Here is a 13,227-nt window from a genome sequence, read left to right as displayed (position 1 = left end):
GGATTCGCAGGACACCGCTACGACCTGATCTGCGGACTCGACGTCGTCCACGCGACCCCGGACGTCCGCCACAGCATCACCCAGCTGCGCTCGCTGCTCGCCCCCGGCGGCCTGCTGGCGCTGGTGGAGACCACGGCGGCGGACCGCTGGCTCTCGCTGATCTGGGGCCTGACCGAGGACTGGTGGACCTACACCGACACCCGGTCCGCGGGGCCGCTGCTGGCCGCCGAGGAATGGCACCGGCTCATGGCAGGCCTCGATTTCGCTGCCAGTGATGTGGTCCTGCCGTCTGGACCGCAGGACTCTGCGTTGATCCTGGCGCAGGAGACGGCCGGCGAGGAGCGGACCACGCGGACCCGCGTGTCCGCGTCCGCAGCGGCCGACGAGCCGGCGTGGCCCGAGAAGCGGTCCGATCTGTCCACGTGGTGCTACCGGCCCGGGTGGCGCAGCCTGCCGCCGGTGCAGCCGGAACCGGCGCCGGAGTCCGGCAACTGCTTGCTGCTGGGCAGCGGACCACTGGCCGCAGCCGTCGCGCAACGGATCAGCGCGCTCGGGCTGCGTGTCGTCGAGGTGGCCCGGATTGAGGACCTGGCCGAGTCTGCGGCGGCGAGAACGCCGGTCCGGCTCGTCGTGCACCTTTGGCCACTGGAGAACGTCTCAGCCAGCGGCCCGGTCGACCTCCAGCACAGCCAGGACAGCGGCCTGCACGCGCTGCTGGACGTGGCCAGGTCGCTCGGCGAGGCCGAAAGCCGCGACCCGGTCCGGCTGGTGTCGGTCACATGCGGGGCCCAGGAAGTGCTCGGCGGCGACACCGAGCACCCCGAATACGCGACGGTCTCCTCGGCCGTGAAGGTCATACCGCGCGAGTATCCGTGGATCTCCTGCGCTGCCGTTGACCTCGCATCGGGGACGCAGGACCCTGAAGAACTCGCCGATCTCGTGACCGCCGAACTCCTCGGCGCCCGCGAGTCGGCGATCGTGGCCTACCGAGGTCGTCGGCGCTTCGGTCCGTCGTTCGCGGCCGATCGGTTGGCACCAGCACCAGCACCAGCGTCAGCCCCGGCACCAGCACCAGCCCCGGCGTCCGGCACCGGAATCCAGCCCGAGCCCGGCGGCGTGTACCTGATCTGCGGCGGACTCGGCGGCGTGGGCCTGAGCATCGCCGAGTGCCTGGGCCGCGTCCCGGTCCGGCTGATCCTGACCGGCCGCCGGGCCTTCCCGGCCGCCGCCGACTGGGACTCCTGGCCGGACACCGGCGACGCGACATCGCGCACCATCGCGCGGCTTCGTGCTCTGTCCGCCGCCGGCTGCGACATCCGGACCGAACGGGTCGACGTGGCCGACGCCGCGGGCATGGCCGAGGTCGTGCGCCGCACCGAGCAGGAGCTCGGACCGCTGCGCGGCGTGGTCAACGCCGCGGGCGTCCTGGACACCGCGGGCATGATCCAGCGGCGCGGCAAAGCCGAGACCGACGCGGCGATCCGGTCCAAGACCGCGGGCAACCGCGTGCTGCACGACGCGGTCGCGGACCGGCCGCTGGACTTCTTCGTCATGTGCTCCTCGATCGGGGCGGCGCTGTACAAGCTGAAGTTCGGCGAGGTCGGCTACGTCGCGGGCAACGACTTCGTCAACGCCTTCGCCGAGTACCGCGCGGCCCGCAGCCCCGGGCTCACCCTGGCCGTGGCCTGGAGCGACTGGCTCGAGGACGGCATGTGGGCCGCGGCGCAGGAACGGCTGGCCGGCCGGTACGCGGTGGCTGGCGGCGCGGCCATGGCCGGGGCGGATCCCAACGAGGACATCCTCGGGGGCATCACCCGCGCCGAGGGCCAGGAGGTCTTCGCCCGGCTGCTCGCCGCGCGGGTCTCGCCGCGTGCGCTCATCTCGACCCAGGACTTCGACGCGCTGCTCGCCCGGCACGACGCCTTCAGCACCGGGGACCACCTCGCGGCGGTCAGCAGGCTCAGCGTCAGCCAGGACGCCGGGCCGCAGCGGGCGTCCGGCCCCTCGTCCCCCTCGTCCGAGGACCGCGAGGCGCCGGCCGACCCGGTGCAGCGCCGCGTCGCCGAACATGCCTCGACGCTGCTGGGCCTGCCGATGATGGCGGCCGACGACGACTTCTTCGCCTTGGGCGGGGACTCACTGCTGGCCCTGCGGCTCCTGGCCGGACTGCGAGAGGAGTACGGGGTGGAGATCCCCATCGCCCGGATATTCGAGAGTCCGACCGTCGCCGGTATCGCCGAGGCTCTGCTGCGCATCCGCGATACCGGACATCAGGACTGGCCGAATGACCACGAGGAGGTGGTGCTGTGAGCCAGACCCGCGTGGCGGCCGGCCCGGCGCAGACCGCGGCGCTGCTCGCCGAGGTCCGCGGCCTCGGCGTCGTGCTCACCCCCGACGGGGACGAGCTCAGGGTCTCGGCTCCGCCGGGAGTCCTGGCCGGGCCGCTGGTCGAGCGCCTGCGCGCGGCCAAGGCCGAGCTGCTGGCGGCGGTGCGCGCCGAGTCGGACATCCCGAAGGCCGCCGAGCCGGTCAGCGTTCTGTCCTTCGCACAGGAGCGCATGTGGCTGCAGGCCGTGCTCCACCCCGAGGACAACGCGTACAACCTGCCGTTGCGGGTCGACCTGGTCGGGCGGCTGCGCCCGGCGGCGTTGCGCGCGGCCCTGGCCGGGGTCGTCGAGCGGCACGAGGTGCTGCGCACCCGCTACCGCGCCGTGGCCGGACGGCCCCGGCCGGTGGTGGACCCGGCATTCGTGCCGCCGCTGCCGCTGATCGACCTGGCCGCGCTCGCCGAGCCCCGGCGCGAGGAGGCGCTGGAGCAGCTCGCGGCCGCCGAGGCCCGGCGCCCCTTCGACCTGGCCAAGGGCCCGGTGCTGCGGGCGCTGCTGGTCCGGCTCGGTCCCGAGCGGCACTGCCTGATGGTGACCCGGCACCACATCGCCGGGGACGGCTGGTCCCTGGGCATCCTGCTTGAGGAACTCAGCACTCTGTATCTGGCCGGCGCCATGGGCACCGCGCCCCGGCTGGCCGAGCTGCCGATCCAGTACGGCGACTTCGCAGCCTGGCAGCGTGCGCGAGCCGAGGCCCCGGGCGGGGATGAGCGGCTGGAGCGCTGGGTCGAGCGGCTGCGCGGCGCCGACTACGGCCTGGGCCTGCTGGCCGAGCCCGCGCCGGGTGCGCAGCGTCCGGTGGCCCAGTGCCTGCGCAGCACCCTGCCGGCGCCGCTGGTCGAGGACCTGCGTGCCCTGGCACGGCAGGAGAGGACGACTCTGTTCACGGTCCTGCTGTCGGCCTTCGCCAGCGCGCTGCACCGCATCGGCGGACAGTCGGACCTGGTGATCGGCAGCCCGGCGGCGGGCCGGACCCGGACCCGGCTGGAGCCGTTGATCGGGTCCTTCGTCACGATGCTGCCGCTGCGTCTGGACCTGTCGGGGCGCCCGACCGTCGGCGAGGTCCTGCGACGCAGCCACCCGGTCGTGCAGGCCGCGCTGGAGGACCAGGAGACGCCGACCGAGCAGCTCGTCGAGCGGTTGCGGCCGCAGCGCACGCTCAACGACAACCCGCTGTTCGCGGCGGTGTTCGCGCTGCAGAACCTTCCGCAGCCCCGGCTGGCCTCGGCCAGCCTGATGCTCTCGGTGGCGCCGTCGCCGCCGGTGATGCCGAAGTTCGCGGTCTCGCTCACTGCATCGGCCGCTGCCGACGGCGGCCTCGAGCTCGAGCTCGAATACGACCCGGGACGGCTGGCGCCGGAGGTCGCGGAGCAGGTGTCCGCCCTGGTCCGGACTGCTGTCGAGGCCGCTGTGGCCGCTGCTGCGGATCGCGAGGCCGACCTGCCGGTGGCGGCCCTGGCGGTGCCCGGCATGCCGGCCGCGATTCCCGTCGAGCTCCCCGCGGACTCCGTGGGCTGCCTGCCGGACCTGGTTGCCGCAGTCGCCGTCGTTCAGCCGGACGCTATCGCTGTCTCGCACCACGGGCAGAATCTGAGCTACCGGGCGCTCCTGTCCCGCGCGGGCAAGCTGGCCGCAGCCCTGCAAGCGCGCGGCGCCGGCCCGGAGACCCTGGTCGGGCTGTGCCTGGACCCCTCGATCGACCTGGTCGTCGCGGCGCTGGCGATCCTGCGCTCCGGCGCCGGGTACCTGCCGATGGACCCCTCCGACCCGCTGTCCCGACGCTCGGCGATCTGCTCCGACGCCGGAGTCGGCATCCTGGTGACGCACAGCGCGCTGACCGCCCCGGACATCGACCGCCTCGACGCCGACGACCCGGCGGGCTGGACCCTCCCGGCCGAGCCGGTACCCGGCCGCCGCGCCGTGCCCGACAACGTCGCCTACACGATCTACACCTCCGGCAGCACCGGCACGCCCAAGGGCGTGGTGGTGACCCACGCCAACATCAGCGCCCTGATCGCCGGCACCCGGGCCGCCCTGCCGCAGCTCGGCGGGCATCTCGGCGGGCATCTTGGTGATGCGCACCAGACCTGGTCGCTGACCCACTCGCCGGCCTTCGACGTGTCCGTGTTCGAGATGTGGGGCGCGCTCACCAGCGGCGGGCGCCTGGTCATACCGGCGGCAGGGCTCTCGCGCACCCCGGACGAGCTCTGGGCGTACCTGGCCGCCGAGCAGGTGACCGTGCTCAGCCAGACGCCCAGCGCCTTCGGTCAGCTGGCGCCGATGATCCTGAAGTCCGGGACGGTCGCCGCGCTGCACACCGTGCTGCTGGCCGGCGAGGCGTGCCAGGTGGCCCGACTCGCGCCGTGGTTCGACCTGCCCGCGGCCGGACGGCCGGCGCTGGTGAACCTCTACGGGACCACCGAGACCACGGTGCACGCGATGGTCCGCACGCTCGTCCCGGCCGACGCCGCCGGAACGGTCAGCCCGATCGGCGGCCCGATCCCCGGCCAGGTGGTGGCGGCGCTCGACGAGGCAGGAGCCCCGGTGCCGGTCGGCGGCCGCGGGGATCTGCACGTGGGTGGGGTCGGACTGGCTCGGGGCTATCTCGGCCGGCCCGGGCTGACTGCCTCTCGGTTCGTCCCGGCCGGTGGTACCGGAGCCAGTACCGGAGCTAGCACCGGGGCCGGAGCTACTACCGGAGCTGCTACCGGGGCCGGTGCCGGAGCTACTACGGGAGCGACCACCGGAGCCAGTGCCGGCGCGCGCTGGTACCGGACCGGCGACCAGGCGCGGCAGCTCGGGCGGGAGCTCGGTTACCTCGGCCGGGTCGACAATCAGGTGAAGCTGCGCGGCTACCGGATCGAGCCCGGCGAGGTGGAGGCGGCGCTGCTTTCGCATCCCGGCGTGGCCGCCTCGGCTGTGGTGCTGCGGGCCGATGAGAGTCGCAGCCGCCTGGTCGGCTACGTCGTTGCCGACCCCGCCGCCGATACCGCGCCCGACGAGCGGACTTTGCGCGACCACGTGGCTCAACGCCTGCCGCGCTACATGGTGCCGGCCCACGTGCTCCTGCTTGAGGAGCTGCCGCTGACGCGCAATGGCAAGACCGACCGCGCCCGGCTGGCCGAGCTTGCCGACCGGGATCCGGCGGGACGGGCGGGGGCCGAGCGGCCGAGTACGCCGACCGAACAGGCGCTGACGCAGATCGTGGCCGGTCTGCTGGGCTGCCCGGTCTCGGCGGTCGGCGTCCGGGACAGCCTGTTCGAGCTCGGCGGGGACTCCCTGACGGTGACCCAGCTGCACGCCCGGATCGTCGAGGACTTCCGCATCGACCCGCCGGTGCGCCGGGTCTATCAGGCCCTGGACATCGCCTCGCTCGCGGCGGCCGTGGACACGATGCGCGCCGAGCGGGAACGCGAGGCGATCCTGGCCGTGCTCGCCGAGGTCGGCGCCGACAGCGACGGCGATGGCGACGGCGACGGCAATACCGTGGGGGCGCCGTGACCGACTTCGCGTCCGACGGCGCCGGCGACATTGTCGCCATCGCGCGCCGGCATGCGCTGCGCACCCCGGACCGGCCGGCCTACGTCTTCCTCGGCGACGGCGAGACCGAGCAGGAGCGCTGCACCTTCGCCGGTCTGGACGTGCGCGCCCGGGCCATCGCCGCGGCCTTGCAGGAGCAAGGGCTGGCCGGACAGCGTGCGATCATCGCCTACCCCTCCGGGCTGGAGTACGTCCAGGCGTTCCTCGGCTGTCTGTACGCCGGCGTCGTGGCAGTGCCCGCCGACTCGCCCTCGGCGGCGGCCGGGCGCAAGCGCTTGGCCGCGATCCGCTCGGACTGCGCGCCGGCCGCCGTGCTCACCGACGCGGTGCAGGAGGCTGAGGAACTGGCCGGGCTGCCGCGGATCGACACGGCCCGGGTGCCCGATGAGGCAGCCGACAGCTGGACCGACCCGCGCGTGCGTCCGGAGGACCTGGCGTTCCTGCAGTACACCTCCGGCTCCACCCGGACTCCGCGCGGAGTGATGGTCGGCCACAGCAACATCGTCGCCAACGAGCGGCTCATCGCGGCGGCGTGCGAGCACGACGAGCAGTCCACGTTCGTCGGCTGGCAGCCGTTGTTCCACGACATGGGCCTGATCGCCAACATCATGCAGCCGCTGTTCCTGGGCTCGCTGTCGGTGCTGATGCCGCCGATGGCGTTCCTGCAGCGGCCGCTGCGCTGGCTGGAGGCGGTGTCCCGCTACCGCGCGCATACCAGCGGCGGTCCCAACTTCGCCTATGACCTGTGCGTGGACCGGCTGGAGGCGGCCGGAAGCGGCGAGGCCGGTGATGGCGGCCCGGACGGGACGGCTCCGGAGATGGACCTGGACCTGTCAGGCTGGCGGGTGGCGTTCAACTCCGCCGAGCCGATCCGGCAGGACAGTCTGCGCCGTTTCACCAAGGCCTTCGCTCCGTACGGGTTCGCCGACGCCGCGCACTTCCCGTGCTTCGGCCTGGCCGAGGCCACGCTGCTGGTCACCGCGCCGCCGAAGTACGCGGCGGCCCGCATCCGCCGCGCCGATCCCGTGGCGCTGCGTGCCGGCCGGCTCGCCGAAGCCGCTCCCGACGCCGAGGCCGTGCCGCTGGTCGGCAGCGGGTATCCGGGTCTTGAGACCGAGGTGCGGATCGTCGATCCGTCGACCGTCACCGAGAACGGGCCCGGCGCGGTCGGCGAGATCTGGGTGGCCGGCGGCGGCGTGGCCCAGGGCCTGTGGGGCGATCCCGAAGCGTCGGCGGCGACGCTGGGCGCGAGCCTGCCCGGCGCACCGGGACGCAGGTTCCTGCGAACCGGCGACCTGGGCACTCTGCTGGACGGCGAGCTGTACGTCACCGGCCGGCTCAAGGACGTGATCATCGTCCAGGGCCGCAACCACTATCCGCAGGACCTCGAACTCGACGCCGAGAACGCCTTCCCCGCGCTCCGCCCCGGATGCACCGCCGCTTTCTCGGTCGAGGCCGACGGCGGCGAACGGGTCGTGCTGTGCGCCGAGCTGCGGGCCTACAAGTCCGACTTCCAGGTGTCCGAGGCGGCCCGGCTCATCGCCGAGGAGCTGCGCCGGCGTCACGGGGTCGAGCTCGAGCGGCTGGTGGTGCTGCGCCGTGGCGGCGTCCCGAAGACCACGAGCGGCAAGCTGCGGCGGCAGCAGTGCCGGCTGTCCTACCTGGCCGGCGAGCTGCCGGTCTACCGCCAGGCGGCTCCCGAACGGCCGACGGCGGTCGCGCTGCCGGTCGCCGGCCGGCTGCGGTCCCTGCCCGGCCCCGAGGCCGCCGACGTGCTCGGCATGGCCCTGATGGGCCTGGTCGCCGCACGCGTCGGGACGGGCCCCGCCGACACCCCGCCGACCCTCGAACGGACCGTGCCCGAGCTGGGAGCGGACTCGCTGGCCGCCCAGGAACTCGATCACGCCCTGCGCCTGGCCTACGGGGTCGAGCTCGGCGTCGGGGAACTGCTCGGTGGCAGCACGGTCGGCGAACTCGCGGCGCGCGTGGTGCGCGAACTCGCGGCCGGTGCGGTATCAGCCGTATCAGCCGCATCGGCGGTATCAGCGGACGGCGATGCCCGGGAGCCCGAGGCGCTGCCGACGGATCCGGACGCCTGGCTGCCGCTGACATTCCGCCAGCAGGCCCTCTGGTTCGAACAGGAGCTGGCGCCGGACTCGGCCGCCTACCACCTGGCCCGCGCGTTGTCGGTGACCGGAGTCCCGGCCGACCGCCTGGCCCAGGCGCTCTCCCGCCTGATCGTCGCGCATCCCGGACTGCGCACGGAGTTCGCCGTCCAGGACTCGATTCCCAGCTGCCACGTCGTCTCCGAGGTCGGCGAAGTCCGCGTGATCGATGCGGCGAACCGCACCGAGGAGGAGTTCGCCGGCCTGCTGTTGCGCGAATCGGAGCGGCCCTTCGACTTCGCTGCTGGGCCGCCGGTGCGTTTCACCGTCTACCGCCGGTCGCCCGAGGAGGCGGTGCTGCTTCTGGTGGCGCACCATCTCGTGGCCGACTTCTGGTCGCTGGTCGTGCTGATGCGCGAACTGCGTGCCCTGATGGGGGACGACACAGCCGTCGAGCTTGCCGCCGTGGCGCTGCCGGCCGACGCCGGGCACCGCGCCGTCCTGGCCGCCGAGCGCTCACAGATGGAGTCCCGGCGTGCCGATCGCGGCGCCGGCTACTGGCGTGCCGAACTGTCCGGCGTCCCGGCACTGCTGGACCTGCCCGCTGAAGGCCCGGCACCGGCCGAGCGCCGATTCGACGGCGCAGCACTGACCTTCACCGTGCCACCGGAGCTCACCACAAGGCTGAAAACCCTTGCCGCAGAACGATCCTGCACTCCTTTCACGCTATTGCTGGCCGCGTATGAGGTGCTGCTGCACCGCTGGTGCGACCAGGACGACCTCGTCGTCGGCACCCTGCTGTCCGGCCGCGCCGACCCGGCGCTGACCGAGACCGTCGGCTATCTGGTCGACGTCGTGCCGCTCCGCTCGCGCTTCGACGCCCGGCAGCCCTTCGACCGGTTCCTGCGCACTGCCGGCCGCTCTGTCGCAGGGGCCTTGGAGCACGGGTGGTACCCGTTCGGCCGCATCGTGGCCGACCTGGCTCCGGAGCGTGCGCCGGGCCGGGCGCCTTTGGTGCAGAGCCTGTTCACGATGCACGCCGAGTACGGCGAGCGGGACGACTTGTTGCGTGCGCTGGCGCTCGGCGTGCCGGGCGAGCGTGCGGCGTCACGGTCGGCGCGGTCCGGCGAACCGGGCTGGCGGACCGTGCCGATCACCCGGCGTTGGTCGCAGTTCGACCTCGGGCTGGCGCTCGCTGAGGTCGGCGGTGAACTCGTCGGTGTGTGGGAGTACCGGACCGACCTGTTCTCCGAGGCGGTGATCGCTGAGCTCGGCGCCGCCTACGTGCGTCTGCTCGCGGCGGCGGTGGAACGGCCGGGGACTCCGATCGCAGACCTGCCGCTGACGCGGGCCCTGCCCGATAGCCTCAGCGGTCCGGCCCCGGGACCGGTACGTCCGGAGGTAGGACTGCACCACCTGGTCGCCGAAGCTGCTCGGCGCCGCCCGGACGCTGTGGCGGTTGCGGCACCCGGGCCGGACGGCCGGGCTGGGCAGATGAGCTACCGGACCCTGCATCGGTCGGCGGCGGCGCTGGCGGCACGGCTGCGGACCCGCGGAGTGCGGTCGGACGAGCCCGTCGCGGTGGTCGCCGAGCGCGGTCTGGACATGATCGTCGCGTACCTCGGTGTTCTGTACGCCGGGGCGGCCGTGCTCCCGATCGATCCCGCCGATCCGGATCCGCGGGTCGCCGCCGTCATCGCCGACAGCGGGGCACGTCTGGCGGTGACCCCGACGAGCCTGCTGGAGCGGGCACAGCGATGGCCGGCCGAGGCGGTCCCGGCGGACATGGCCGATCGCGCCCCGGTCCCAGTGGACACAGCCGATCGCGAACCGCAGGCCCCTGCGCCGGTCCACGGTCACCAGGCTGCCTACGTGCTCTACACCTCCGGCTCCTCCGGGACGCCCAAGGGCGTGGTGGTGCCGCACGCCGCCATCGTCAACCGGATCCTGTGGATGCAGGACGAGTACCGGCTGACCCCGGGCGAACGGGTCCTGCACAAGACCCCGATGACCTTCGACGTGTCGATGTGGGAGATCTTCTGGCCGCTGGCCGCCGGCGGGTGCCTGGTGCTCGCCGAGCCGGGCCGGCACCGCGACCCCCGCTACTTGCTCGACACGATGGCGCGCGAGCGGGTCTCCACCACGCACTTCGTGCCGACCATGCTCGGTCCGGTCGTGGCCGAGGCGGCGCACTCCGGCGGCCCGGGCGGGGTGCTGCGGCGCGTCGTGTGCAGCGGTGAGGCGCTGCCTGCCACGCTGGCCTCGGCCGCGAGTGCCGTCCTGGGAACCGAGGTGCACAACCTGTACGGCCCGACCGAGGCCGCCGTCGACGTGACCGCGTGGCGCTGCGAGCCCGGCGATCCGGGCCCGGTGCCGATCGGGCGGGCGATCGCCCACGTCGAGTGCCGGGTCCTGGACCGGAACCGGCACGTCGTCCCGGTGCGGACCCGGGGGGAGCTCTTCCTCGGCGGCGTCTGCCTGGCGCGGGGCTACCTGAATCAGCCCGCGTTGACCGCGCGGTCCTTCGTGCCGGTCCCGGACGCCGCGCCGGGTGTGCGCTTCTATCGCACCGGCGACCTGGTCCGTTCTCGGACCGACGAAGCCCTGGAGTTCCTGGGACGCCGCGACGACCAGGTCAAGATCGGCGGCGCCCGGGTGGAGCCGGACGAGTCCGCCGCGGCGATCCGCCGGCAGCCGGGCGTCGCGGACGTCGCCGTCATCGCCGTCGACCGGGGACGCGGCATGGTGCTCGCCGCCTATGTCGTCCCCGCCGCCGACACGGTCATCGACCCGGTACGGCTGCGTGCCGAGCTGCGTGCGCAGCTGCCCGCGCACCTGGTCCCGGCCGAGGTGACGCTCCTGGCCGCACTGCCGCTGACCGCCAGCGGCAAGCTGGACCGGCGCGCGCTGCCTGCTGCCCCCGCTCAGGCGAGCGAAGCCACCGACATCACCATGACCGATGGCGACCCGGTCCGTAACCTGCTCCTTGACCTGTGGCGCACGCACCTGGACCGCGAGTCGATCGACCCCGACGAGGACTTCTTCGCCCTCGGCGGCGACTCGATCCTGGCCGTCCGCCTGGTCGGCGCCGCGCGCGAGCGCGGGCTGGCGCTGACCGTCACCGACCTGCTGCGCGACCGCACCGTCAGTGCCCTGGCAGACCTGCTCGCCGCGCGCGCCCCGGCGCCGGACGGCAACGGCTGCACCGCGCCGTTCCACCTGTGTCCGGAGGCGGCCGGGAAACCGGGCCTGCAAGACGCCTACCCGATCTCGGCCGGCCAGCGTGCCCTGCTCTTCCAACAGGACGTCAACGCCGGATACGAGGTCTACCTCACCAGCCTCGAAGTCCACACGCCGCTGGAGCGCACGCTCCTGGAGGCGGCGATCCGCGACCTGTGCCGCCGGCATCCCTACCTGCGGTCCTCGTTCGACCTGACCGGATACGCCGAGCCGATGCAGCTCGTGCACGCCGAGCGCCCGGCCCCCTTCGAAGTCGTCGACCTCACCGCGCTGACCGCCGACGCGCAGTCCGCGGCAATGCGCTCCTGGTTCGCCGCCGAACGACGGCGGCGCTTCGACACCGCGACCGGACCGCTGGTCCGCTTCGCCGCCCACGACCTCGGCGCGCGCTTCCGGCTTTCGGTGAGCAGCTTCGCCCTGGACGGCTGGTGCGACGCCACGGTACTGACCGAACTGCTCACCGACTACGCGGCCCGGTGCGCCGGGACCGACGCCGGCCTGGCCGCGCCGCGCGCGGACTACCGCGACTTCGTCGCCGCCGAGCGCGCGGCCACGGCTGGAACGGAACACCGCCGGTTCTGGCGGCTGGAGCTCGCCGGGCGGGCCCCGACGCTGGTGGCAACGTCGCAGGACATTGAGGACGATCCGGTCCAGCGGCGCCTGGCGGTCCCGCTGTCCGGGGCGCTGGCCGAACGGCTGCGCGAGCGGGCCGTGGAGTGGGGGACCGGTCTGAAGCACGTCCTGCTAGCCGCGCATCTCCAGGTGGTCGGCGAGCTGGCGGGCCGGGCCGAGGTCGTGACCGGCCTGCAGTTCAACGGCCGGCCCGAGGCCGCCGACGGCGACCGGGTCATCGGGATGTTCAACAACATCCTGCCGTTGTGCGTGTCGCTGCCCGGCGCCGGCTGGGCCGACCTCGCCCGCGCTGCCGCGCGCGCCGAACTGCGGCTGGCGCCGCACCGCCGGTTCCCGCTGCTGGAGCTCCAGCGCCGGTTCGGGGGCGCCGACCTGTTCGACACGCTGTTCGTGTTCACGCACTTCCACGCCTACCGGCGGCTGGCCGGGCTCGAGGTGTCGGGCCTGGAAGCGCCGGACCAGACCTACGTCCCGCTGACCGCGCACGCGCACGTCGACGCCTGGTCCGGCGAACTCGGCCTGGCCTTGGACTTCGATCCGCGGGTGTTCGGGGCGCGCCGGGTGGCCGAGATCGGGCAGCGCTACGCACGGGCGCTCGCCGGCATCGCGGACGCCGAACCGGCTGCCGAATCGGATACCGCAGCAGCCGCCGAACTCGCCGCCCAGACCGCCCCGCCGACCGCCGCGCCGGACCGGCCGGAGGACGACCTGGGACGCCTGCTGGACCGGCTGGCCGGGCTGACCGACCAGGAGGCGGCCGCGCTGCTGGCCGGACGACGGCCGCGCGCCGTCGCGACGACGAGGGGGACGAGGGGAAGTGGCACCGATGGAACCCGATGAGCGGGTGGCGGCGCTGTCGCCGGCCAAGCGCGAGCTCCTGGAGCAATGGCTGGCCGCCGAGAACGACGAGGCGGCCGCCGGGGCCGAGCGCCGCGCCTCGGCCGACTACGTCGCGCCGCGCACGGACGGCGAGCAGATCCTCGCCGACATCTGGCAGCAGCAGTTCGAAGCAGGGCCGGTCGGGATCGACGACGACTACTTCGAGCTCGGCGGCGATTCCATCCACGCCATCCTGATCGTCGGCCGCGCCCAGGAGGCGGGGGTCCAGCTGGAGACCCCCGACCTGTTCGCGTTCCCGACGATCCGCCAGCTCGCCGAGCGGTCTGCGGCCATGGGTGACGGCGACGGCGACGGTGCTGGCGACGGTGACGATGGCGCCGGCGCGCCGGTTGCCGCGCGCGCCGGCGCGGCCGCCGCGGAGACGGGACCGTTTCCGCTCACCCCTCTTCAGCAAGGGATGCTGTACCACTCGGTCGGCGGCA

At 73.7% G+C, this 13,227-nt stretch carries 4 protein-coding genes (2 of these 4 only partly in view); all 4 read left to right on the top strand.

Going from position 1 to position 13,227, the window contains the following annotated elements:
* Tightly spaced (each overlapping or abutting the next), the 4 genes in view from ABIA35_RS06390 to ABIA35_RS06375 form a layout consistent with a single transcriptional unit that may run on beyond the window.
* Positions 1-2,310, top strand: the end of a protein-coding gene (locus ABIA35_RS06390) for a beta-ketoacyl synthase N-terminal-like domain-containing protein (protein ID WP_370357249.1). It extends 3,537 nt beyond the left edge of the window; 2,310 of the gene's 5,847 nt are visible here — the last part of the coding sequence; the start codon falls outside the window, past its left edge; it ends in the stop codon at positions 2,308-2,310.
* Positions 2,307-5,888 (top strand): amino acid adenylation domain-containing protein, encoded by a 3,582-nt coding sequence (locus ABIA35_RS06385; RefSeq protein ID WP_370357248.1) that lies wholly within the window; start codon positions 2,307-2,309, stop codon positions 5,886-5,888. The genes ABIA35_RS06390 and ABIA35_RS06385 overlap by 4 nt, the downstream gene beginning before the upstream one ends.
* Positions 5,885-12,745, top strand: a complete 6,861-nt coding sequence (locus ABIA35_RS06380) for an amino acid adenylation domain-containing protein (protein WP_370357247.1) — start codon at positions 5,885-5,887, stop codon at positions 12,743-12,745. The genes ABIA35_RS06385 and ABIA35_RS06380 overlap by 4 nt, the downstream gene beginning before the upstream one ends.
* Positions 12,732-13,227, top strand: partial view of a condensation domain-containing protein gene (locus ABIA35_RS06375; RefSeq protein ID WP_370357246.1) — the 5' end (the start) only. 1,364 nt of this gene lie beyond the right edge of the window; only the first 496 of its 1,860 coding nucleotides appear in the window; its start codon is at positions 12,732-12,734; its stop codon lies beyond the right edge, outside the window. Before ABIA35_RS06380 ends, ABIA35_RS06375 begins: the two co-directional genes overlap by 14 nt.

It is taken from the genome of Catenulispora sp. MAP12-49, assembly GCF_041262705.1.
In the GTDB taxonomy this organism is placed as follows: Bacteria; Actinomycetota; Actinomycetes; order Streptomycetales; family Catenulisporaceae; genus Catenulispora.
This window is presented reverse-complemented; position numbering and strand designations above follow the sequence as displayed.